19 protein-coding genes and 1 tRNA gene are annotated in these 23202 nt (G+C 51.0%); 11 read left to right on the forward strand and 9 right to left on the reverse strand.

Annotated features, from left to right (window positions below; genetic code table 11):
- Window positions 1-49 precede the first annotated feature (49 nt).
- Genes Q9L42_RS17140 through rpoE form a run of 3 tightly spaced genes read right to left on the reverse strand, consistent with a single transcriptional unit; the run spans window position 50 to window position 2189 of the window.
- Window positions 50-988 (reverse strand): MucB/RseB C-terminal domain-containing protein, encoded by a 939-nt coding sequence (locus Q9L42_RS17140; protein WP_305907209.1) that lies wholly within the window; start codon window positions 986-988, stop codon window positions 50-52.
- Between the two features lie 2 nt (window positions 989-990).
- Window positions 991-1587, reverse strand: coding sequence for a sigma-E factor negative regulatory protein (locus Q9L42_RS17145; RefSeq protein ID WP_349431487.1), 597 nt, complete (start codon window positions 1585-1587; stop codon window positions 991-993).
- 11 nt (window positions 1588-1598) lie between these two features.
- On the reverse strand, window positions 1599-2189 hold the full coding sequence (gene rpoE, locus Q9L42_RS17150; protein WP_305907206.1) for an RNA polymerase sigma factor RpoE: 591 nt from the start codon (window positions 2187-2189) through the stop codon (window positions 1599-1601).
- A gap of 161 nt (window positions 2190-2350) precedes the next feature.
- Here rpoE and nadB point away from each other — a divergent pair, with 161 nt between their 5' ends.
- Both nadB and Q9L42_RS17160 read left to right on the forward strand, forming a co-directional pair.
- A complete protein-coding gene (nadB, locus tag Q9L42_RS17155) occupies window positions 2351-3982 on the forward strand; it encodes an L-aspartate oxidase (protein WP_305910161.1) in 1632 nt (543 codons plus the stop codon).
- Window positions 3983-3984: 2 nt separating this feature from the next.
- The gene (locus tag Q9L42_RS17160; protein ID WP_305907205.1) at window positions 3985-4419 is read left to right on the forward strand and encodes an NUDIX hydrolase; all 435 of its coding nucleotides are present in this window, start codon (window positions 3985-3987) and stop codon (window positions 4417-4419) included.
- A gap of 11 nt (window positions 4420-4430) precedes the next feature.
- On the opposite strand, the gene Q9L42_RS17165 is transcribed toward Q9L42_RS17160, so the two are convergent.
- The 4 genes from Q9L42_RS17165 to Q9L42_RS17180 all read right to left on the reverse strand — a co-directional run bounded on the left by Q9L42_RS17165 (window position 4431) and on the right by Q9L42_RS17180 (window position 8491).
- Window positions 4431-5237, reverse strand: coding sequence for a response regulator (locus Q9L42_RS17165; protein ID WP_349431488.1), 807 nt, complete (start codon window positions 5235-5237; stop codon window positions 4431-4433).
- Window positions 5238-5253: 16 nt separating this feature from the next.
- A complete protein-coding gene (locus Q9L42_RS17170) occupies window positions 5254-5796 on the reverse strand; it encodes a c-type cytochrome (RefSeq protein ID WP_305907203.1) in 543 nt (180 codons plus the stop codon).
- A 497-nt stretch (window positions 5797-6293) separates the two neighbouring features.
- Window positions 6294-7556 (reverse strand): sulfite dehydrogenase, encoded by a 1263-nt coding sequence (soxC, locus tag Q9L42_RS17175; RefSeq protein WP_305907202.1) that lies wholly within the window; start codon window positions 7554-7556, stop codon window positions 6294-6296.
- 44 nt (window positions 7557-7600) lie between these two features.
- Entirely contained in the window at window positions 7601-8491 is an 891-nt protein-coding gene (locus tag Q9L42_RS17180; protein ID WP_349431489.1) for a LysR family transcriptional regulator, read from the reverse strand.
- 308 nt (window positions 8492-8799) lie between these two features.
- Between Q9L42_RS17180 and Q9L42_RS17185 the strand changes: the two genes are divergently transcribed.
- A tRNA-Ser gene (locus Q9L42_RS17185) sits at window positions 8800-8887 on the forward strand.
- A 384-nt stretch (window positions 8888-9271) separates the two neighbouring features.
- On the opposite strand, the gene Q9L42_RS17190 is transcribed toward Q9L42_RS17185, so the two are convergent.
- Together Q9L42_RS17190 and Q9L42_RS17195 are read right to left on the reverse strand one after the other, a co-directional pair.
- The gene (locus tag Q9L42_RS17190) at window positions 9272-10471 is read right to left on the reverse strand and encodes an IS4 family transposase (protein ID WP_305907200.1); all 1200 of its coding nucleotides are present in this window, start codon (window positions 10469-10471) and stop codon (window positions 9272-9274) included.
- Window positions 10472-10955: 484 nt separating this feature from the next.
- Window positions 10956-11174, reverse strand: a complete 219-nt coding sequence (locus Q9L42_RS17195; protein ID WP_305907199.1) for a hypothetical protein — start codon at window positions 11172-11174, stop codon at window positions 10956-10958.
- Between the two features lie 221 nt (window positions 11175-11395).
- Here Q9L42_RS17195 and Q9L42_RS17200 point away from each other — a divergent pair, with 221 nt between their 5' ends.
- The 8 genes from Q9L42_RS17200 (at window position 11396) to Q9L42_RS21545 (ending at window position 22896) form a co-directional block, all read left to right on the forward strand.
- The gene (locus tag Q9L42_RS17200; RefSeq protein ID WP_305907198.1) at window positions 11396-14074 is read left to right on the forward strand and encodes a nitrate/nitrite transporter; all 2679 of its coding nucleotides are present in this window, start codon (window positions 11396-11398) and stop codon (window positions 14072-14074) included.
- A gap of 79 nt (window positions 14075-14153) precedes the next feature.
- Window positions 14154-17894 carry a nitrate reductase subunit alpha gene (locus Q9L42_RS17205; protein ID WP_349431490.1) on the forward strand — a complete coding sequence of 1247 codons (3741 nt, stop codon included), beginning with the start codon at window positions 14154-14156 and terminating at the stop codon, window positions 17892-17894.
- Window positions 17895-19451, forward strand: a complete 1557-nt coding sequence (gene narH, locus Q9L42_RS17210) for a nitrate reductase subunit beta (RefSeq protein ID WP_305907195.1) — start codon at window positions 17895-17897, stop codon at window positions 19449-19451.
- A 9-nt stretch (window positions 19452-19460) separates the two neighbouring features.
- Entirely contained in the window at window positions 19461-20171 is a 711-nt protein-coding gene (gene narJ, locus Q9L42_RS17215; protein WP_305907194.1) for a nitrate reductase molybdenum cofactor assembly chaperone, read from the forward strand.
- Window positions 20172-20186: 15 nt separating this feature from the next.
- A complete protein-coding gene (gene narI, locus Q9L42_RS17220; RefSeq protein ID WP_305907193.1) occupies window positions 20187-20858 on the forward strand; it encodes a respiratory nitrate reductase subunit gamma in 672 nt (223 codons plus the stop codon).
- 468 nt (window positions 20859-21326) lie between these two features.
- Window positions 21327-22061, forward strand: a complete 735-nt coding sequence (locus Q9L42_RS17225; RefSeq protein ID WP_349431491.1) for a DUF6444 domain-containing protein — start codon at window positions 21327-21329, stop codon at window positions 22059-22061.
- A 23-nt stretch (window positions 22062-22084) separates the two neighbouring features.
- Entirely contained in the window at window positions 22085-22468 is a 384-nt protein-coding gene (locus Q9L42_RS21540) for an IS66 family transposase (protein ID WP_432648905.1), read from the forward strand.
- Window positions 22462-22896 (forward strand): IS66 family transposase, encoded by a 435-nt coding sequence (locus tag Q9L42_RS21545; RefSeq protein ID WP_349431147.1) that lies wholly within the window; start codon window positions 22462-22464, stop codon window positions 22894-22896. The genes Q9L42_RS21540 and Q9L42_RS21545 overlap by 7 nt, the downstream gene beginning before the upstream one ends.
- Window positions 22897-23202: the final 306 nt, after the last annotated feature.

A 23202-nucleotide genomic window follows, 5' to 3' on the forward strand; every position in this document is an offset into this window, starting at 1 on the left:
ACTAAAACTTTCAAAGAATTGGGTTTCGATCAAACTCGCCAGATGAAGGCTAATTGAATGTGATGCCTTGGGCAATATACTCGACGGTTTTCGCCGGCACCTCGCCCAGCACTGTCACCTGCGAATCGGCGATGATGCGGGTAAATGAATTGACCGAACCGACGTTTTGCAATCCAACCTCCATATCCTCGGTTTTTTCATCCAGATAAATGGATATCGAAGAGAAACCGTCACTCAGCAATAAATGCTCAACCGGTTGCGATGACTGATGCATCGACATACGGGTAAAAAACACCTTGTTGAAACCGACCGGCAGATTATGCAATTGAAAGGGGATCTTATCGAAGGATTCGGACTGCACCCGATGGATGTGTTGGACATCCATATCGCCTTCATGATTATCAATCGCCAGGAAGGGAATCTGCGGCTCCACACTTAGATCGGTAAAGACAACCTGTTCCAAAATAGCCCCATTCAGGTCGTAAACTTCAATTTTTAACGGCAATAAGCGCTGCTTATCCAACCACACCTTGCGACTATAGCGATAATCATCGCGCGGCTGAATATCAAGGACGCGCGCCGGCCTCATGGCAACCGCTTCTTCCCCGCTGACAACAATCTTGTAGACGGCCGCCAATTGAGAAATCTGTTGCGGCAAATCGATGATGAAAGACTGACTGACCGGACGATGATTGACAATACGTTTTTGAGATTCCTTGAAGGTACAGCTAATCTTGCCTGAATCCCTGATCACTTCGCGCATCGGCGAATTCAGTGACAATAACCGCTCCTGCTCAACGCCATTCTTGGCGGCATGACTGTATTTCATGGTATCGAGCTGGCCGTTCTTCATGAATGCGACCGTGCCCTGATAATTGAGCTCCTTCATCGCGCGGCTCATTTTTTCCAACCACTCCAGGCCGCCCTGCTCTTCGGCAAAAACACTGGAGCTAAAGACTACTAACAGAAATAACAATCGTTGTAACACGTTTATCTTCCCTGGTCGTAACCGGTTACCCGTGCATAAGGTTGGTAATTGGAGGCGCCGATGGTGTACACGCTGTTGCTGTGGGCTTGTAAATAGTCATTAAAACGCTGATTCGCCAAATAGCGAGACGCCCTGGAGACGGGTCGACCCTGCGGACGCTGCTCAGGGATTTGCAAGGACTGCTGGGCAACGACTAGATTTTCTTTGTTATCCACAGCAGGCGATCGCTGCTGGGCGACGACTAGGCTATCGCTGATACCAGAGGGGGACTGCTGCAATATCTTGGGTACAAACACCGCCATCAAGACCAATGAAGCGGCAACCGCCAAAGAAGTTTTTTTCCAGGAAATCATTGCCTTTCTTGATGGCAACAAATAAACCGGTTCCTCCTTGATCTGTGCGGAAATTTGTTCGACAAAATCATCTTTCAGCACGACCACCTGCTCGGACTTTAATACCTGACTGATAACCTGATAACGGTTTAATTTATTTCTCAATGCCGTCTCTTTCTGCACACCTTGCATAAGCGATATAGCCTGTTGCAGGTCTAGCTCATCATCGATAAACTGGGAAATTGTTTTGTTACATTCTTCTTGCATCGAAAACACCTTTAATCGAGCAATGGGGTTAATTTTTCATCAATCGCTTCACGCGCTCTGAAAATGCGTGAACGTACCGTTCCAACCGGACAATCCATGGCTTGAGCTATTTCTTCATAACTCATACCCTCAAATTCCCTTAGCATAATCGCAGTACGCATCTCATCCGGCAATTTTTCAATGGCGCTTTTGATCGCCTCAATAATCTGCTCGTTCATCAGTATGCTATCAGGCGTATCCATGCCTTTTAATTGCGGCGCATTCTCCACTTGCTCGGCATCCTGCACATCCACTTCATAATCGGAATAACGTCGAGACCTGGAAACCAGATAATTCTTAGCCGTATTGATGGCGATACGATACAGCCAAGTATAGAAAGCGCTGTCACCGCGAAAATTCCCTAACGCGCGATAGGCCTTGATAAACGCTTCCTGGGCGACATCTTGAGCTTCACTGGGATCTTTGACAAATCTGTTTACCAGCTGCACAATCTTGTGCTGATATTTAATGACCAGAAGATCATAGGCGGATTTGTCCCCTTCCTGGACTCGCTTGACCAGTTCTTTATCCAGCTCTGCATTATTCCTTGATTGTTCGTTCACTGTTCTGTTTTTATGGTTGAATGGACAGAATTAAACCTTATTAGTTCTGTGATTACAAAAAAAATTGCTATCATCCTAAAAAACGCTATGATTCCCGCTAGCCTTCAACAAAGCCGTTAGCCACTAACAATTACATACCATTGATTCAACATTACCCCCCCATTCAGTCCCAACAAAATTACGATGTCCTCATCATTGGCAGCGGCGGCGCCGGCCTCAGCCTAGCCTTAAAGCTGGCGGATAAAACCCGCGTTGGCGTGCTGTCTAAATTCGCCCTGACCGAAGGCAGCACTTATTACGCCCAAGGCGGCATTTCCGCCGTTTTTGACGAGCAGGATTCGCTGGAATCTCATATAGAAGATACCTTAATCGCAGGAGCTGGCCTTTGCGACCCGGAAATCGTTAGACTGACTGTTTCAAAAGGTCGACAAAGCATTGAATGGTTGCGCGAGCAAGGCGTCACGTTCACCGAAGAACAAACCGCAAACGGCACCCGACAGTTACACTTAAACCGCGAAGGCGGCCATTCGCATAGACGAATTGTACATACTGCTGACGCCACAGGCAAAGCCGTTTCATTATCCCTGATCGAACGGGCGCAGGAACACCCGAATATCGATCTGCTGGAATACCACAATGTCATCGAGTTGATCACTGCGAAGAAGCTAGGCGAACCCAAACAGGCTATACGCGGCGCCTATGTGCTAGACGCCAAGGCCGGCCAGATCAAATCGATCGCCGCCAAGATTATCGTGTTGGCCACCGGCGGCGCCAGCAAGGTTTATCTGTATTCGACCAATCCGCATATTTCGACAGGTGACGGCATCGCCCTGGCCTGGCGAGCCGGCTGCAGAGTCAGCAACATGGAATTCATGCAGTTTCATCCCACTTGCCTTTATCATCCCAGCGCCCGCTCCTTCCTGATCAGCGAGGCAGTGCGCGGCGAAGGCGCGCGCTTGATATTGCCGGACGGCTCGCCGTTCATGCAAAAATATGACGAGCGTCTGGAACTGGCCCCGCGTGATATCGTCGCCCGAGCTATCGACAGCGAGATCAAAAAGCATGGCATCGACTGTGTTTATCTAGACATCAGTCACAAGCCCAAGGAATTCATTGAACAACACTTCCCCAATATTTATCGCCAATGTTTGGCGCTGGATATCGATATCAGCAAGCAACCGATACCGGTGGTGCCGGCGGCCCATTACACCTGCGGCGGTATTGTCACCGACAGTCACGCCCACACCGACATTCCCGGCCTTTATGCCGTCGGCGAGGTCGCCTGCACAGGTCTGCACGGCGCCAATCGCATGGCCAGCAACTCCTTATTGGAATGTCTGGTATTCGCCGAACGCGCCAACGAGGATATCAGACGCATTATCGACTCATTGCCCGCCCCCGTCATGCTACCGACCTGGGATGAATCCCAGGTCAGCGATTCCGACGAGGAAGTCGTAATCGCCCATAACTGGGATGAATTACGCCGCTTCATGTGGGATTACGTCGGCATCGTCCGCACCACCAAGCGCTTGAGCCGAGCCATGCACAGGCTGAACCTATTAAAAGAAGAAATCGCCGAATACTATGGCAGCTTCCGCGTCAGCAGCGACCTGTTGGAACTGCGCAACCTAGTCACGGTCGCCGAATTGATTATTCGCTGCGCCCAACAGCGCAAAGAAAGCCGCGGCCTGCACTACACCCGTGATTATCCGCAACCCGACGACAGTCATCCCCCGCAAAACACCGTACTGACGCCGGACAGCTATCACTCACCCCCTAACCACCGCACTTGATCATGACGAAACCCGTAACCCCTCTGCTAGCCGCCGATACCTTGATTGAGTTGCCGGACCAACCCGGCCGCCCCTTGGTACTGATTGAGCGCGCCAACCCGCCTTACGGCTGGGCGTTGCCGGGCGGCTTTGTCGACCTGGGTGAAACCATGGAACAGGCAGCCGTCCGCGAGGCCAAGGAGGAAACCGGCCTGAGCGTGGAATTATCCGCGTTGCTGGGACTTTATTCCAACCCGGCCAGAGATCCCCGCAATCATACCGTCACCGCCGTTTATGTCGCCCAGGCGCATGGCCAGCCGGTAGCGGCCGATGACGCCAAGCATTGCGCCATTTTCACCTTGGACGACCTGCCGAATGAACTGGCCTTTGATCATGCCCTGGTGCTGGCCGATTATCGCCGTTTCCGCGAAAGCGGACGCATTGCCCCATTGCGTTGACTAGCCGCCTCTCATCCTTCTTCCAACACCCGATATAACATTTCCTTCACGGTTTGAGGCTCGAAAGGCTTATCACAGATCGCGGAAACCCCTGCTCGCTGGATATTGCTTAAACGGGCCTCGTTCTGTTCGCTGGTCACCATCAGTATCGGAATATAGGCATTGTGTAATTCGTCGCGTATCGCTTGGATCAATTCCCGACCATCCATTTCCGGCATATTGTAGTCGGTCACGATCAAATCAAACGATTGCTGCGCCTGCTCGAATATTTGCAAGGCTTCTTTGCCATCGGCGGCCTGATGGATCTGCCTGATGCCCATGTTACTTAGCACGCGGGTAATATGTTTTCTGGCTAGATTGCTGTCATCGACGACCAACACCCGAATGCTCTCGACATCATAATGCTCCAATTCCATTTCCCGAGGATCGATAAAATCGATCGTCGCCCGCAGCGCCCGTTTTAAATCGGCTCGGTCGAAGGGTTTCGGCAGAATCGCAACCACCCCGGCTTGACGAATTTCGTCCAACACCGCAAATCGAGTCTCGCTGGAAATCAACATAAACGGTATTTCTTTGAATGCTTCGGTATTCTTAACACGGTCAACCAGCTCCGTAGCCATCATATCAGGCAAATACAGGCTGCTGATCACCAGATCGCACTGGTGTCGCGTTAATTTCTCAAGCGCGGCTTCGCCTGTTGCAACGCCATCGATACGGCTCACCCCCTGCTCGTTTAGATGTTTAACGATCACCTTCAACTGGGTTTTAGAGGGTTCAATGAGCAATATAGACAAATCTGAAATGTTGACGGAATGCATGGCTTAGCCGGGTTGATTATTTTTCTTGTTGATAATGATTGATGAAACCGTGTCGATTCGGCATTTTAACGTTTGCCAGCGTGGCTGCGTTCATCACCTCGCGCTCCTGAATAATGCCATTTAAATAGAGTAGATAAGCGGTGACGGCGTATAACTGATCGTTCGTCAAACTGCCGGGCGCAGTTAATGGCATGGCGCGGCGAGTGAAATCAAATAGCGTCGTCGCATAAGGCCAATAAGTGCCGATCGTCTTATCCGGAGGCTCATCAGTCAAGCCATGCAGCGCGCCCGCCAGCTCATCGGCGCTGTCGCCACTCCCTTCGACACCGTGACATTGCTGACAATGGCGTTGATAAACCACATTGCCTTCCATCGCGCTGCCCCGCCCCTCGGGCAAGCCGACGCCGTCCGGGAAAACATCGATATTCCAGTTTTTAACCATCGCTTCCGACGCCGGCCGACCTAAGCCGGGACCTTGCTGCCTGATTTCGCCATGGCAAGCAGTCAAAAGCGATACCCCCATCACGATGACGCGTCGCCTGCACTTTTGCCTAATCATATTTTCATCCTTTGAGCGGAACGGGGTTTGCAACCCCCGTTCTGAACGATTCAACCGTTCCATAAACAAGTTGAACGTTCGGGGCGAGGTAACTACTCACCCCATTCGTGGATAAGCGGAGCGCATCCACCGGGTCGGCATCTTTGGTGGATGCGCCCTTCAGGCTTATCCACCCTACATGCTGACCACCATGGATGGCGGAAATGCCGATTTTGCCATAATGCCAAGGACGGCATGTAGTAGAGCAATGCAGGAGCAATTGCCGATAATGCCAAGGATGGCATGTAGTAGAGCAATGCAGGAGCAATTGCCGAGGAGCAAAAATCGGCCCTGCCGCGTTCGATAAGTGAGGCGAACAGTTACGGGGCGAGTAAATAACCCGCCCCGCGTGAAGCGCCGACAAGAGTCGGCAGAGCCTACGCATTTGCGCCTTAGCGTAATTCTCGCCAGCAAGGCCCAAGGCCGGCATGAGTTTCAATATAGTCGCATTTACTTTATCAATAAACATGACTGATGTCGCCCTGCGCCGAAATTTTCCAGCTGACTATAGCGTTGTAATGAAAATAACCATGCCTCCCACGCCGAGCAATTAACGCCTCGCGTTCAGGTTGCACATAGCCGCTTTCATCAACCGCACGGCTTTTGATAACGGTGTTATCACCCTCCCATTGCCAGGGAATTCTGAACCGTGTAAAACATTTCGCCAACACCGGCGCCTGCAACTCCGCTTCAGCCCAGCTTTCGCCGCCATCCGCGGAAACTTCGACCCTGGCAATTCGACCTCTGCCGCTCCAAGCCAATCCACTGATTTGATAAAGCCCCGGTTCCAACAGCCGTTGTCCGAATGAAGGACTGGTAATCAACGACTTGGCGTCCATGACAAAACTGAACTGCCGCGCCTTGCCACTAGGTAACAAATCGGTATATTTGGCCGTTTCATTACGCGCCATCGTAGGCCGGTTGGTGATATGCAGGCGCCTTAACCACTTGACATTGACGACGCCCTCCCAGCCGGGCACGATCAAGCGTAATGGGTAACCGTTCTCCGGGCGAATGCGCTCACCATTCTGATACAAGGCCAGAATGCAATCATCGAAGGCTTTCTCCAGAGGAATGCTGATATTCATCGCCGCCGCATCGGCGCCTTCTGCAATCATCCACTTGCCACCGCCTTTGACTTTCGCTTCTTCCAGCAAAATGCGCAGCGGCACACCGGTCCATTCGCTGCATGACGCCATGCCATGAAAATACCCCGCCGCCGTCTGAATAGGACGACGATGCCAGCCGGCATTACTGTTGCCGCCACATTCAACAAAACACAAACAGGATGTCATCGGATAACGTAATAAATCCTGTAAATCAAAGACCAAGGCCTGTCTCACCAAACCATGTATCAACAACTGATGTTGTTGCGGATCGATTTGCGGCACTCCGTTATGATGGCGCTCAAAATGCAAACCGTTCGGAGTAATCATGCCCTCCAGATCATGCAAAGGAGTCCACGACACACCGTTGCCTGGCGCCATCTCATTGCCCATCGTCCAGCGTATCGTCCGTCTTTCATACGGCGAAGGCTGTCCGTAATTGGAAAACGCCTTCCCCGGCTCGCGCATCCAGGGCAAACGCTGACTTGAAGACATTGAAGCCTCAGATGACCCAGCAGCCATCGCCGCTAACGAAAAACAAAGCCCTTTTTGCATAAACAAACGACGGTCCAACAGCCCGCCGCCAGCAATGGGCTTTAATTCACTGCTGTCCACTTTTCTTCCACCCTTGACTTGACTCCTCTCAACATAACAGACTATCAATACTGCCGAGCAAAATATTTAATTAAAAAATCCACGAAGCTGGACAATTTCGCCGGATAAAATCGTCTTTGCAAATAAGTCGCGTAGACCGACAAGGACGGAATTCGGTAGTCATGCAAGACTTCCACCAGGCGGCCTTGCTGCAAATAATCATGCACCGACAGCTTCGGGGCCCGCATGATTCCCATACCCATCGTAGCCGCTTGCGACAATGCCCGACCATTATTGGTGGCGAAATACCAATCGATCTTAATTTTCTCTGTCTTGCCGTTGTTATTGAATACCCAGTAATCGCCATGCGGCGTATTGACATAATGCAAACAACGATGAGCGGACAAATCCGCCAAGGTCTCGGGAGCGCCATGCCGGGCGATATATTCAGGCGACGCATAAGTGCCTAGTTCGGTCGAGGTAATTTTTCGGGCCACGACTCCCTGATCCAGGCAATCGGTGACGACAATCACCATATCAAACAAGCCATCCCTTAGATTTTGATATTTGTTGTCCAGAGACATCAAAATTTTCACATCCGGGTATTCTTTTTGATAAGCCTCGATAGCAGGCACCATGTAGATCCCCCCGAAATCAATCGGTGCGCTAATTTTCATGACCCCTTTAACGCTGCCTCCCAATTGAGCCGTGGCTTCATCGAGTTCGGCCAGATCTTCCAGTAATTGCTTACTTCTGGTGTAATAGGCTTCTCCCGCTTCCGTTAAATTCAAGCTTCGGGTAGTCCTATTCAACAACACAACCCCTAAGGACTGTTCAAGCTGGGCGACGTATTTGCTAATCATCATCGCAGACAGATTCATCTCCCTGGCGACCGCTGCAAAAGTACCCAACTCCACAATACGACAAAAAACACGCATATTGTTTAACTTATCCATAAACGCACTCGTCTTATAAATCTTTAATATATAATTTATAAACTATATTATGATTTATACCAAAATTTCTCTTCTATATAATTGAACTCGGAGATAGTAGAGCATCCGTTTGGATTTTCTCTTTAGATTGTTTAGGTCGTTCTTAATTGAGTGACCATGAACAAATCTTTGAGGATGTCTGAGCGGATCTTTTTTCAACTGAAAAATCAAAATTCAGTGACCTAGCCCCACAATCGAAAAAAATTCATCAATCTCGCATTTAGTACTGGATTATCACAAATCTTTAGGGTATTATAGTCGGCTCTTGCGGAGAGGTGGCTGAGTGGTCGAAAGCGGCGGTCTTGAAAACCGTTGAACCGAGAGGTTCCCAGGGTTCGAATCCCTGCCTCTCCGCCATTAAAATCCCCAGATCCTGAATTACGATTCAATTCGTAAGCCCCGCACCTATCCAAATCAATCAGCTCGATATCATTCTAGATCGTCAATTTTCGCCGATAGCGCTATTGCCGCGCATAAAAACACACCAACTGCTTGGAACCGAAACTAACCTTTATATTACCAAACTATCCGCAGCAAAGCAGATTACCTGATTTCCAGCAAAATCCACACCATCCCAGCTCCAAAACAAGCTAAGATAGATTCTCAATAGCGTAAAAAGATTAAATCCCAACACACAACCACAGCTAATTGATGCCACTGGTTTCATCTACGATCCCGTATACCCCTCATAGTTCTCTTTAACATCAAAAAAGGGGACAGGCTCTGAGGTATCCCCACAAATTACGCTTTTTCCAGGGTGCTGAAATAACCAACCAAGAGAGCTTGAGCGTGTTCCAATAAATTTTCCTGCAACTCAAATACCACATATTGACAGGCGATACGAGCAAGAAAAATGACCGAATAAGGTGAACGATCACGATTGCTGCAGACTTTGATTTGCCGTTCGATGGCAGTGCCTTTCAAGCCCAGCCCAATCAGCCAAAGCGCAAAAATGATAAGCGCTGCAATCAATAATAAATTCGCACGTCGTTCGGCGTTTATTCGGCTGTCTTGAGTTAAGTCGGCGCCATAATGCGCGCTTTTCGTGTCTCGGAAACCTTCCTCGATTTGCATGCGGGAACGATAATAATTCACGACATCAACCGGCGTATAATCCTTCAACGAGGGCGAAACGACCAGTAACCAGGGCTCTTTTTCGCGTGTCGCCTGTTTCCGACTGGATCTGGATTGAGCGGGGCGGTGTTGAACTGTCAGATCTTTACGATGTTTGGGGGCACGGTAAAACGCGACTAAGGTCCCGGGTAACGGATTGCTGCGAACCCAAAGAGCCTTACCCAGGCATTTGGCTTTGCGTGTAGCGCGAGCATGCAAGGATTTGGCGGGGAGCCATTGCTTGGGCTCATCGGCCCAAGCGATAAAATCTCGGCCGCGAATCCGACCCAACCAATGCCAATTGAGGGCTTCGACGGCCCGAAAAAACGGGGTGCGAAACCCGGAGTCGGCGACAATGATGGGGGGAACGCCGGGCGGAAGCAGTTCCTGAAGACGACGCAGAAACTGCTGTTGAACCTTGGGGTTCCCCAGTTTTTTGCGTGGGTGGACTTCCTCGTATAAGGTAATGGTACGACCGCCGGTCGGTAGCGCCGCGCGTAATAACTGTTGACTTTGATCGGCGGTGAGCGGTGACCAGTCGATAAGAATCAAAGGTAAGGACAATGACTGTAATGACCACTGTGTCATGACCCCATAGAGCTTTTGGCGCTCAGACTTGAGATTGGGATTGCCGAGGAGACGGTCGATGCGCTTGATTTTGTGTTTGATATAAGACGGGCCGGAAAGTGCGCGCCCCAGGGCCGTTAGCGATACCGAGGCGCCTGTCAAGCCAGCCTCTACGGTCGCCATGAGCGATTTAAGCCGGGTTCGATGAAGCTCAGGAAGTGCCAGTTTGATCAAATGATGGAGTAAACTGATGGTCGACATAGGGCCTTCCCGGCGAAGCTGAAAGATTATGTATTTCAACAATTAGACCCGAATAAACAATTTATCTATCAATTTTTAGCTATAGAAAATTGTTTTATATGACTATTTTGTGGGGATACCTCAGGGACAGGCTCTTTTCTCATGCTCCACTCTTTTTCTGGGCCTTCCGCGGTGCTTTCCAGCTAACACTATTACATATCTTAACCAATTAGTTTTGTTACTATTCAGTATCTTTCAGGGTTTAGGGAGTAGACCATTGATCTCTCGGGACGCGTGAATACATCCATGTAAGCTCTGGCTGCAACGTCCTGTTGCAGACAGCCCGATAAATCAATAGCCTACTCCCCTCTGATAAAAATACGCTGAATAATTACTTTGTTTTGATATAAAAGCAGCCTGTCCCCTTTTCAGCCTGTCCCCTTTTCACCTCGCTTGCCTTGACAGTCCGCACGGCCTTATGCGCGATTTGTTCATGAACCTTACGTCAATTCAGATCCTCCCGATTCATCGTGTCATAGAGCACATCTTTGCCCATGCCTCCTTGTAGATCTTCGCGGACAAACGTCTTTTTCAACCACAGCCATAACGTCAAGGCATAAAGCACTTCATCGATGGACGTACCCGAGCGCTTCCTGAAACCGGCCCGACTCAACACGGCTTTCATCCCGACCTGTTTCCAAAGACTGGCAAAGACGTTATCCATTAATATGCCGCCGCGATCCAAAAATCAACGGTCAGGGCTGGAAGTTCGGTGAGTTGTGTGGCACGATGCATAGGCGTTCTATTTGGGGTTTGATGTTGGATTCAAGACACCCAATATTATACCTCTTTAGAACGCTTATTTACTTATATATCAAAGGCTTACTCTATTCCCTGAACTCCGAAACTTTAGTAATAACCAACACCATAATTAAAGGACAGTCAATGGTCAGCAGTACGAATACGCCACAGCAATGTCGCGCCTTAACCACTAGCACACTGGCCTTTATCGTCTGTTTTGCGGTCTGGACCATTTTTTCCATTATCGGTATTCAAATTCAGCAAGAGCTGCAATTAAGCGAAACGGAATTCGGGCTTTTGGTCGGCACGCCGATTTTATCGGGATCGCTGGTCCGGCTGCTGTTAGGTATCTGGAGCGATATCTACGGCGGACGTATCATCTACTTGCTGGTGATGATTACCGCCGCGATCTCCACCTTGTTATTAACCACTGCCCATACTTACATTATGTATCTGCTTGCGGCATTGGGCGTCGGGGTTGCCGGCGGTTCGTTTGCGGTGGGTATCGCTTATGTCTCACGCTGGTTCCCGGCTGAAAAACAAGGCACCGCCCTGGGGATTTTCGGCTTGGGCAATATCGGTGCGGCAATCACAAAATTTAGCGCACCGTTCGTGATGGTAGCTTATGGCTGGCATGCTGTTGCCCAAGTGTGGGCAGGCGTTTTACTCTTGACCGCCGTCATTTTCTGGCTGGTGAGCGAAGACGACCCGTCCTTAAAAACCCGGCAAGCGGCACATATCAAAGGCGTTAGTTTCATGGCGCAACTCCAGCCTTTGAAGAATATCCAGGTCTGGCGATTCTCGCTGTATTATTTCTTCGTCTTCGGCGGGTTTGTTGCGTTAGCTTTATGGTTGCCGCGCTACATGATCGGCGCTTACGGATTCGATATTAAGACTGCCGGCATGCTGGCGGCTATTTACTCGATTTTCGCCAGTTTGTTCCGGGCGCTCGGCGGTTGGCTGGCTGACCGCTTCGGTGCTCGTACTATCATGTACTGGACCTTTATCGTCGCAGCCGTTTGTACCTTTGTGCTGTCCTATCCGCCGACCGATTACATCGTGCATGGAATCGAAGGCGATATTCGCTTCAGCTTCGCGATCCAACCCGGCTGGTTTGTTTTTCTGATGGCGGTGCTGGGTCTGTTCATGTCGTTCGGTAAGGCGGCCGTTTACAAACATATTCCGGTTTATTATCCCAACAATGTCGGTTCGGTCGGCGGCGCCGTCGGAATGATCGGCGGCCTGGGCGGTTTCCTGCTGCCGTTGACTTTCGGCATGTTGAACGACTTGACCAATCTATGGAGCAGCTGTTTCATGTTGATGTTCGTGCTGGTGATGATTGCGTTGACCTGGATGCACTTTGCTATCATTCGTTCCGAACGTAGCGCCGTACCGGGTCTGGCTGAAATATCCACCGACTTGCCCGAACTCAGTTCTCCATCCGATCTGCTGTTGACCGAGTGGAATCCGGAAGATAAAACTTTTTGGGCGACAAGCGGTAAAAAAATTGCCAGCCGTAATCTCTGGATTAGCATCCCGGCCTTATTATTGGCGTTTGCAGTCTGGATGGTCTGGAGCGTGGTGGTCATCAACTTGCCGAACATCGGCTTCACTTATACCACCAATCAATTGTTCTGGTTGGCGGCATTGCCCGGCTTGTCCGGCGCCACGTTGCGGATTTTCTATTCCTTCATGGTGCCTATTTTTGGCGGTCGTCGTTGGACCAGCATCAGTACAGGATCTTTATTGTTACCGGCTATCTGGATAGGCTTTGCCGTACAAAATCCGCAGACGCCCTATTTATTAATGGTGGTTTTGGCCTTGTTATGCGGCTTTGGTGGCGGCAATTTCGCTTCCAGCATGGCCAACATCAGTTTTTTCTATCCACAGGCGCAAAAAGGTACGGCGCTGGGATTGAATGCCGGCTTGGGTAATCTTGGCGTCAGTACCGTGCAATTCGTCGTGCCTTTGGTGATTGCGTCGGGCATTTTCGGTAGTCTAGGCGGCGAGCCGCAAGTATGGGTTAAAGACGGTGTGACGAAATCGATCTGGTTACAAAATGCCGGTTTTATCTGGGTGCCATTTATTCTGCTTACCACACTGGCCGCCTGGTTCGGCATGAACGACATTGCCTCGGCCAAAGCTTCGTTCAAAGATCAGGCCGTCATTTTCAAACGTAAACACAACTGGCTGATGTGCTGGCTTTATACCGGCACCTTCGGTTCGTTCATCGGTTATTCGGCCGGTTTCCCCATGTTGATCAAAATCTTGTTTCCTGAACAGAACCCCACCCAGTTCGCTTTTTTAGGGCCACTGGTCGGTGCGCTGAGCCGGCCTGTCGGCGGTTGGATGGCCGATAAACTGGGCGGCGCCCGGGTAACCTTATGGAATTTTATCGTCATGACCGCTACAGTGTTCGGTGTTTTGCATTTCATGCCGCACGACGGGACGGCGGGCAGTTTTGCCGGCTTCTTCATGATGTTCATGCTGTTGTTTCTGACCACCGGCATTGGAAATGGCTCCACGTTCCGGATGATTCCGGTCATCTTCATGACCGAACGCTTGCGTGAAGCCGAGGGTCAAGCCGAAGCCTTCATCAACCAGGCCCGGCGCAATGCCGCCAAGGAGTCCGCTGCCGTCTTGGGGTTCAGCTCGGCCATTGCCGCCTACGGCGCTTTCTTCATACCGAAAAGTTACGGCACATCGATCAGCTTGACCGGTACAACGGATGCCGCTTTCTGGTGCTTTATCGGTTTTTATCTGAGCTGTATCGGCATCACCTGGTGGTATTACGCCCGCAAAAATGCGCTGATGCCGTGTTGATATGGTTTTCAAGAATCGGGTTAACGCCAGGTAATCCGATAAGTTTTCTCACGCTAGCCTACGATAATAGGTACACATAATGAGCCATTTCCTCGACCGCTTGATGTTTTTCAAGAAAACAGTAGACACCTATTCCGGCGATCATGGCGTCGTCACCAATGAAGATCGAAGTTGGGAAGACAGCTACCGCCAACGCTGGCAACACGACAAAATCGTCCGTTCGACCCACGGCGTCAATTGCACCGGTTCCTGCAGTTGGAAAATCTATGTCAAAAACGGCCTGGTTACCTGGGAAATGCAGCAAACCGATTATCCTCACACCCGCCCCGATCTACCCAATCACGAACCGCGCGGCTGTCCGCGCGGGGCCAGTTATTCCTGGTATTTATACAGCGCCAACCGGCTCAAATATCCGATGATTCGGAGCCGCCTGGTGCGCTTATGGCGCGAAGCCAGAAAAACTCTGGAGCCGGTCGAGGCCTGGGCCTCCATTGTCGAGAATCCGTCCAAAGCCAAGGAATACAAAAGCAAGCGCGGCATGGGCGGCCTGATTCGCGCCGACTGGGCGGAAGTCAACGAAATCATTGCCGCCGCCAATGTTTATACCGCCAAAAAGTTCGGTCCGGATCGTATTGTCGGATTTTCTCCGATTCCGGCCATGTCGATGGTGTCCTATGCCGCCGGTAGCCGTTATCTGTCGTTGATCGGCGGCGTCAACCTGAGCTTCTACGACTGGTACTGCGACCTGCCGCCGTCCTCGCCGCAAACCTGGGGCGAGCAGACCGACGTGCCGGAATCGGCGGATTGGTACAACGCCGGCTTCATCATGATGTGGGGCTCCAACGTGCCGCAGACTCGCACCCCGGATGCCCATTTCATGACCGAAGCCCGCTACAAAGGCGCCAAGGTCGTGGTGGTCACACCGGATTATTCCGAAGCCAGCAAATTCGCCGACTTATGGCTGCATCCCAAACAAGGCACCGATTCCGCCTTAGCGATGGCACTGGGCCATGTAATTCTTAAAGAATTCTACATCCAAAAACAAAGCGACTATTTCACTGAGTATGTCCGGGAAAATACCGATTTGCCGTTTTTGGTGCAGCTGAAAGAACAAGACGGTTACTATGTGCAGGACCGTTTCTTGAGAGCCTCGGATTTTTTAGGGTCGCTCGGGCAAGAGAACAACCCGGACTGGAAACCCGTCGCTTACGATGAAATCAACGGTCAGATCGTACCGCCCGACGGCTCCATCGGTTTCCGCTGGGGCGAAAGCGGGCGCTGGAATATCGAACAAAAATCGGCCGGGACCGAGGTCAGATTGCGTTTGAGTTTAAACGAAATCAAAGATAATGTCGCCGCGGTCGGCTTTCCTTACTTTGGCGGCTCGCAGCATCCGCATTTCACCCATTCAGCGCACGATCCCATTCAACAACGCCATGTCCCGGTCAAAACAATCACCCTGGCCGACGGCACCGAGGTACTGGCTACCACGGTATTCGATTTACTGATCGCCAATTACGGTATCGATCGCGGCCTGGGCGACGCCAATGTCACCGATTCCTACGATGCCGATGTCCCTTATACGCCGGCCTGGCAGGAAAAAATCACCGGTGTCAAACGCCAAAATGTCATCGCGGTAGCCCGCGAATTCGCCGCCAATGCGGAGAAAACCAAAGGCCGATCGATGGTGATTCTCGGCGCCGGCATCAATCACTGGTATCACATGGACATGAATTACCGGGGCATCATCAACCTACTGATGCTGTGCGGTTGTATCGGGCAATCCGGCGGCGGTTGGGCGCATTATGTCGGTCAGGAAAAATTGCGCCCCCAAACGGGCTGGCTGCCGCTGGCTTTCGGCCTGGACTGGAAACGTCCGCCCCGGCATATGAACGGCACCTCGTTTTTCTATAATCACACCAGCCAGTGGCGTTACGAGAAGCTCAAAATCAACGAAATCCTGTCGCCGCTGGCCGACCCCAAGGATTGGCCGGGCAGCCTGATCGATTATAACGTCCGCGCCGAACGCATGGGTTGGCTGCCATCGGCGCCGCAACTGCAGACCAACCCGCTGGAAATCACTAAAGCGGCCGAAAAAGCCGGACAAAAGCCGGTCGATTTCGTCGTGGCCGGCTTGAAGGACGGCAGTCTGAAAATGTCCTGCGAAGACCCGGATCATCCGCACAACTTTCCGCGCAACCTATTCGTCTGGCGTTCCAACCTGCTCGGCTCGTCCGGCAAAGGCCATGAATATTTCCTTAAGTATTTATTGGGTACCCAGCATGGCCTTCAAGGCAAGGACTTGGGCGCCGAAGGCGGCGACAAACCGTCCGAAGTGGTTTGGCGCGACGAAGGCGCGGAAGGCAAGCTCGATCTTTTGGTGACGCTGGATTTCAGGATGTCCACTACCTGCCTCTATTCCGATATCGTTCTCCCGACGGCGACCTGGTATGAAAAAAACGATCTAAATACATCGGACATGCACCCCTTCATTCATCCCTTGTCCAAAGCCGTCGATCCGGCCTGGGAATCGCGCTCGGACTGGGAAATTTACAAGGGCATCGCGCGCAAATTCTCGGAGTTGACGGCCGGCCATCTCGGCATCGAAAAGGACATTGTCGCCGTTCCCACCCTGCACGATACTCCGGGAGAACTTGCTCAAGCAATGGCTGTCAAGGACTGGAAAAAAGGCCAGTGCGAACCGGTCCCCGGTAAAACCCTGCCGAACCTGGTGGTCGTCGAACGCGACTATCCCAATACCTATAAGATGTTCACGGCACTGGGCCCGCTGATGACCCAAGTCGGCAACGGCGGCAAAGGCATTGCCTGGAATACCGAAGACGAAGTCGAGTTTCTGGGCGACCTGAATCATCGCGTGACCGAAGAAGGCATCAGCCAAGGCCTGCCGCGCATCGACTCGGACATCGACGCAGCCGAAGTGATACTCTCGCTGGCGCCGGAAACCAACGGCCAGGTCGCGGTCAAAGCCTGGGCGGCGCTCGGTAAGGTCACCGGGCTCGACCACACTCCTCTGGCGTTGCCGCGCGAAGATGACAAAATTCGCTTCCACGACATTCAGGCGCAGCCGCGCAAGATTATTTCCTCGCCCACCTGGAGTGGCGTGGAATCCGAAAAAGTCTGTTACAACGCAGGCTACACCAATGTGCATGAACGTATCCCCTGGCGCACCTTGACCGGACGCCAGCAGTTCTTTCAGGACCACGCCTGGATGCGCGCGTTCGGCGAGACCTTATGCGTCTATAAACCGCCGGTCGACACCCGTACGATCGAACCGATGCTGGAAAAGAAACCCAACGGCAATCCCGAAGTGGTATTGAATTTCCTGACCCCTCACCAGAAATGGGGCATCCATAGCACTTACACCGATAATTTGCTGATGTTGACCTTGTCACGCGGCGGGCCTATCGTCTGGATCAGCGAAATCGATGCCGCCAAAGCGAATATCAAAGACAACGATTGGATCGAAGCGTTCAATGTCAACGGCGCATTGACGGCGCGGGCAGTGGTCAGTCAACGGGTGCCGGAAGGCATGACCCTGATGTATCACGCCCAGGAAAAAACCCTCAATACGCCGGGTTCGGAAATTACCGGTCGTCGCGGCGGCATCCATAATTCGGTCACCCGGGTGACGCTGAAACCGACCCATATGATCGGTGGCTATGCCCAGCAAAGTTACGGTTTCAACTACTATGGCACCGTCGGTTCGAATCGCGATGAATTCGTCATTGTCCGCAAAACCAACAAAGTCGATTGGATGGATGAACCCAGTCGAAGCCCCGAACAGGGAGAGGATGCATAAATGAAAATTCGCGCACAAATCGGCATGGTCCTGAACCTGGACAAATGCATCGGCTGTCACACCTGTTCCATCACCTGCAAGAACGTCTGGACCTCGCGAACCGGCGCCGAGTACGCCTGGTTCAACAACGTGGAAACCAAACCCGGAATCGGTTTTCCCAAGCAATGGGAAAATCAGGAAAAATGGAACGGCGGCTGGGTACGCAAAATCAACGGTAAGATCGAGCCGAAACAGGGCGGCAAGCTGAAATCCCTGGCCAATATTTTCGCCAATCCCAACATGCCGGGCATTGAAGATTATTACGAACCCTTCGATTTCGATTATAGTCATTTGCAAAATGCACCGACATCGAAAACGGCGCCGACGGCCAGACCTTATTCGGTGATCACCGGCGAACGCATGGAAAAAATCGAAGGTGGCCCGAACTGGGAGGAAATTCTCGGCACCGAATTCGAATCGCGGTCCCGCGATGTCAATTTCGAGCAAGTGCAAAAGGATATGTACGGCGAATTCGAAAACACCTTCATGATGTATTTACCGAGGCTGTGTGAGCATTGTCTTAATCCGACCTGCGTCGCCGCCTGTCCCAGCGGATCGATATACAAACGCGAAGAGGACGGCATCGTTTTGATCGACCAGGATAAATGCCGCGGCTGGCGGATGTGCGTGTCCGCTTGCCCCTACAAAAAGATTTATTACAACTGGGAAACTGGTAAATCGGAAAAATGCGTCTTCTGCTATCCGCGGATCGAAGCCGGCGAACCCACCGTATGCTCGGAAACCTGCGTTGGCCGCATCCGCTATTTAGGCGTACTGCTGTACGATGCCGACCGCATCGAAGCGGCGGCCGGCTGCGAGTCGGAACAGGATTTATATCAGCAACAACTAGATGTGTTCCTGGACCCTTTCGACGAAGCCGTGTTAACCGAGGCGCGCAAGGAAGGCATACCGGAGTCCTGGCTGACCGCCGCCCAGGCCTCGCCGGTCTACAAAATGGCGTTGGATTGGAAAGTCGCGTTTCCGTTGCATCCGGAATTCCGGACCCTGCCGATGGTTTGGTATGTGCCGCCGCTGTCTCCCATTCAAGCTGCGGCTGAAAACGACACAATCGGTATGAACGACAATATTCCGGACGTCCGTTCATTGCGCATACCGGTACGTTATCTCGCCAATCTGTTGACTGCCGGCAAGGAAGAACCGGTGGCGCTGGCGCTGGAACGCATGCTGGCGATGCGCGTCTATATGCGCGGCAGAACCGTTGATGGCCAAATCAATACCGAGGTGCTGGAGCAGGTTGGCTTAACGCAGGCGCAGGTCGAAGACATGTACCGTTACATGGCCATCGCCGGCTACGAGGACCGTTTCGTCATTCCGACCAGCCACCGCGAATATGCAGGGTCCGCATTCGATGCCTACAGCGAACAAGGCGGCTGTGGCTTCAGTTTCGGCAACGGCTGTTCCGGGGACGACAAGGTCAATCTGTTCGGTGGCGACAAATGGAAACAGCGCGGTAAGGTCCCGATCAAAATTCCGGTGAAAGTAGAACCGGTCAAATAGGAGATCATTATGCATACTTTTAAAATTCTGTCGGTGTTGCTCACTTATCCGCAACAAGAGACACTGGATGCGCTCGGTGAAATGGCGGAGATTATCGAACGCGAAACGCATCTGTCCAACGTCCACAAAAAAGCGGTCCAGTCCCTGATCGATTCCTATCGCGGCGCCGATTTACTGGACCTGCAGGAGCGTTATGTGGCGTTGTTCGACCGCGGCCGATTCTTATCGCTGCATATTTTCGAACATGTCCATGGCGAATCGCGGGATCGCGGCCAGGCCATGATCGATCTGCTTGAACTCTATCGAACCCATGGTTTCGAATTGAGTGCCCGGGAACTGCCGGATTTCATTCCGTTATTCTTGGAGTTTCTGACTCAACTCGCCTCGCGCGAACAAGCCCTGCAACTGCTGCGCGATGCCATGCCGGTGCTTAGCCTTTTAGGCGCCCGCCTAGCGGAGCGCGGCAGCAGGTTTCATGTCATTTTCGATGCCTTGGCGGATATTGCCGGCGAGCCGGAAGATATTGCCGATATCCGGCGACAGGCCGCCGTGGAAGGCGAAGACGAGTCGCTGGTTAATATGGATGCCATCTGGGAGGAAGAAGCCGTCAGCTTCATGGCGGCTGGCGAACCTTGCCAAACCCAAACCGGAACCGTCAATCCGATTACTATCACGCCGCGCGATCAAATTTTGAAGTCGCCGCGAAATCGCTCTCTCTGAAGAAGGACTACCTCAATGAATACGCTCTTGTTCGGCTATTACCCTTACATCGCGATGACGGTGTTTTTACTCGGCAGTCTGGCGCGTTTCGAGCGCGACCAATTTAGCTGGCGTACCGGTTCCAGTCAATTATTAAGCTCTGACGATGCTTTTCGTCGCGGCAATAATTTGTTTCATATCGGAATTTTACTGTTATTTTTCGGACATTTCATCGGTCTGTTGACGCCGCCGGCTGTCTATCACAGCTTAGGTATTTCCACCTCTGCCAAGCAAATATTGGCGGTAATCGCCGGCGGTATCTTCGGCGGTATCTGCCTGGCCGGGATTTATCCGTTAATCCGCCGCCGCTTGACCGACCCCAGGGTGCGCGCGACCAGCAGTCGCATGGATATTTTCATCCTGCTGCTGATCGGTTTTCAATTGGTATTGGGCCTGCTTACCTTACCGGTGTCTATTTATCACTACGACGGCTCCAGTATGTTGCTGCTGTCGGAATGGGCGCAACGCATCGTCACGTTTAGAAGCGGCGCGGCCGATGTGATTGCCGATATCAATTTCCTGTTTAAACTGCATTTGTTTTTTGGTATCACCCTTTTTTTGGTGTTTCCATTCAGCCGTTTGGTGCATATCTGGAGCGTACCGCTAGGCTATTTCAATCGCCCCTATCAGGTTGTGCGTAAACGTTGATCGGCCATAACCCTCATAGCAGCAGGAAATAACAAGTCACCCTGCTGTCTGCGTTTCGCCAAGTCTTTCTAAAACCTGTTTCTTGTTCATGGAAAATGGTTGATTCAGGGGTTGGCGGCGGACAATCTTGAGTGCTTTCCGATTCAGTTTGGTCGAAAAATTATCGAAACCGAAAACGCTGAGTAACGCGCTAAAATCGTCGGTAATTTCCCCGTGCCCGTATCCGAAAGAAGTATTGTGAGATGAGCTGTTGTTCGGTTCTTGGGTTTGATTGGTTTTTCCTTTGTATCGGTCATTGTTGAGCCCTCGTCATATACAGTAAAGATTCCGGTTGTTCACTTAAAGATCAGGAAAGTGATTGCAAAATGGAGGTAAGTATTCACACACCCTAGCTGAAAATACAAAATAATTGACAAACCGACACAAGAACATTGTACAAATCCATTAAGAAGCCTTAGTATTTATCCCATGCAACTCAGTAACCAGGACCTAAGCCAAATCGATGAAGACGAGCTTCTCAATTTACCGGAAGAGGAATTACGTTACCTATCGATTAAGTTACTTAACGACCTAAAAGAAGCGCGTGAGCGCTTAAGCCAAAATTCGCGCAACAGCTCTCGTCCACCTAGCAGCGAAGCGCCTTGGGATAAAGCAGCTACAGATAATACAAACGATCAAGAACAAACGGAGATCGATAAGTCTGCTGAAACGGAAGACACCGTCACCCCCCCGTCGCCTTCTAAAAAAGATCAGCAACAGTCCGCTGATCCTAACAATGAACATCAAGAACCCCGCAAACCCGGCAAACAACCAGGCGCACAAGGCTTTGGCCGAACACAAAAGCTAGCCATTACCCACTATCAAGATCATTACCCTGAAATATGTGCCTGCTGCCATCAAACATTAGAGCCGCGTCATGCTATCGCCTATGCCGCGTATGAAACAATCAATGTCGAATGGGGCGATGTTGAGCATCCAGGCATTCTAGTCACCCATACCAAGCACACTCTCTATGAAGTAGTGTGCGCCAATGGACATATCACGCGCAAAGAAGTCAGTCGTAGCAGTCATGCTCAATTGCCGGGTATTAGCCGAACTGAATGGCGTTTAGTGGGGCCTGGACTGGCAGCAATGATTGTTTGTCTTGCCTACCGTATGCGCCTATCGCGTGAGCGTATTCAGGAATTTTATATGACTGGTTAGGTATTAAATTAAGTGTTGGCACCATCAATAATACCCTACATGAAAGTGGCGCAGCGGCTATGCCGCTTGAAGATGAGTTTGCACAAGAAATCATTAACAGCGAATTGCTGCATGTAGACGAAACCTCCTGGATGGAGCACACGACTTTTCTTTGGTTATGGGTGTTCAGTACGAATCGCGTCACAGCCTATTGGATTGCTACGCGTAGCGCTGAATTATTGGAAAATCTTTTAGGCGACGACTTTAATGGTTGGTTAATGAGCGATGGCTACACGGTTTATCGCAAATATCTGAGTCGGTTACGTTGCTGGGCTCATCTTCTGCGTAAAGCGAAAGGGCTCAATGAAAGCTTAAACAGAGACGCCCAGCTTTTGGTCAACAAACGCACGATTTACTGGCTGTGTTGATAGGTGCGGTACGCAAAGCGCGAATAACACCACCTGATACGCCACTTTCTGAAACTTATCGCCTGCAATTACTGCTCTATCAGCAGATGTGTATACAAATGAAAACCCATGAACATAAGAAAACAGCAGCATTAGCCACGGAAATGCTAAATGACTGGACAGCTATTTTTCAAGTTCTGGATCAACCGCATCAGCCCTTAACGAATAATGAAGCGGAGCGAGCGTTGCGCCACTGGGTTATTTTACGCGGCATTTGCTATGGCACGCGCTCGGAAAATGGGACGCGTGTGTTCGCTATTTTAATCAGCGTCATTGAAACCTGCCGCAAAAGAAATCAGTCACCGTGGATTTATTTGGCACAAGTGATCGCAAGTCAGCGGTCAGGCTTGCCGGTACCGGCCTTGCCAATTGTTAGGGTGTCTGAATAATTACAAATGGAGCGGTAGGTACGGTCTAAAATGAGTCGTATCTCAATGAAGTCGGCTATCGAAAAGTGTACCGCCCTTTAAATTAGGCTATGTCACCGTTAAATGTGGAATCCTTAATTCATGCGGCTTTGAGCAAATGCCATGTTCCGCATTAAATAAGACTTTTCACAAAAAATAAAAAATTTTCAATATCTAACGGTGACATAGCCATTTATTTTGATATAAAAGCAGCCTGTCCCCTTTTCACTTAATTTATATAAAGAAAGTATTTGCTTACATACGTGATCTTAGGACGACTTCTATTAA

It is taken from the genome of Methylomarinum sp. Ch1-1 (assembly GCF_030717995.2).
GTDB lineage: Bacteria > Pseudomonadota > Gammaproteobacteria > Methylococcales > Methylomonadaceae > Methylomarinum > Methylomarinum roseum.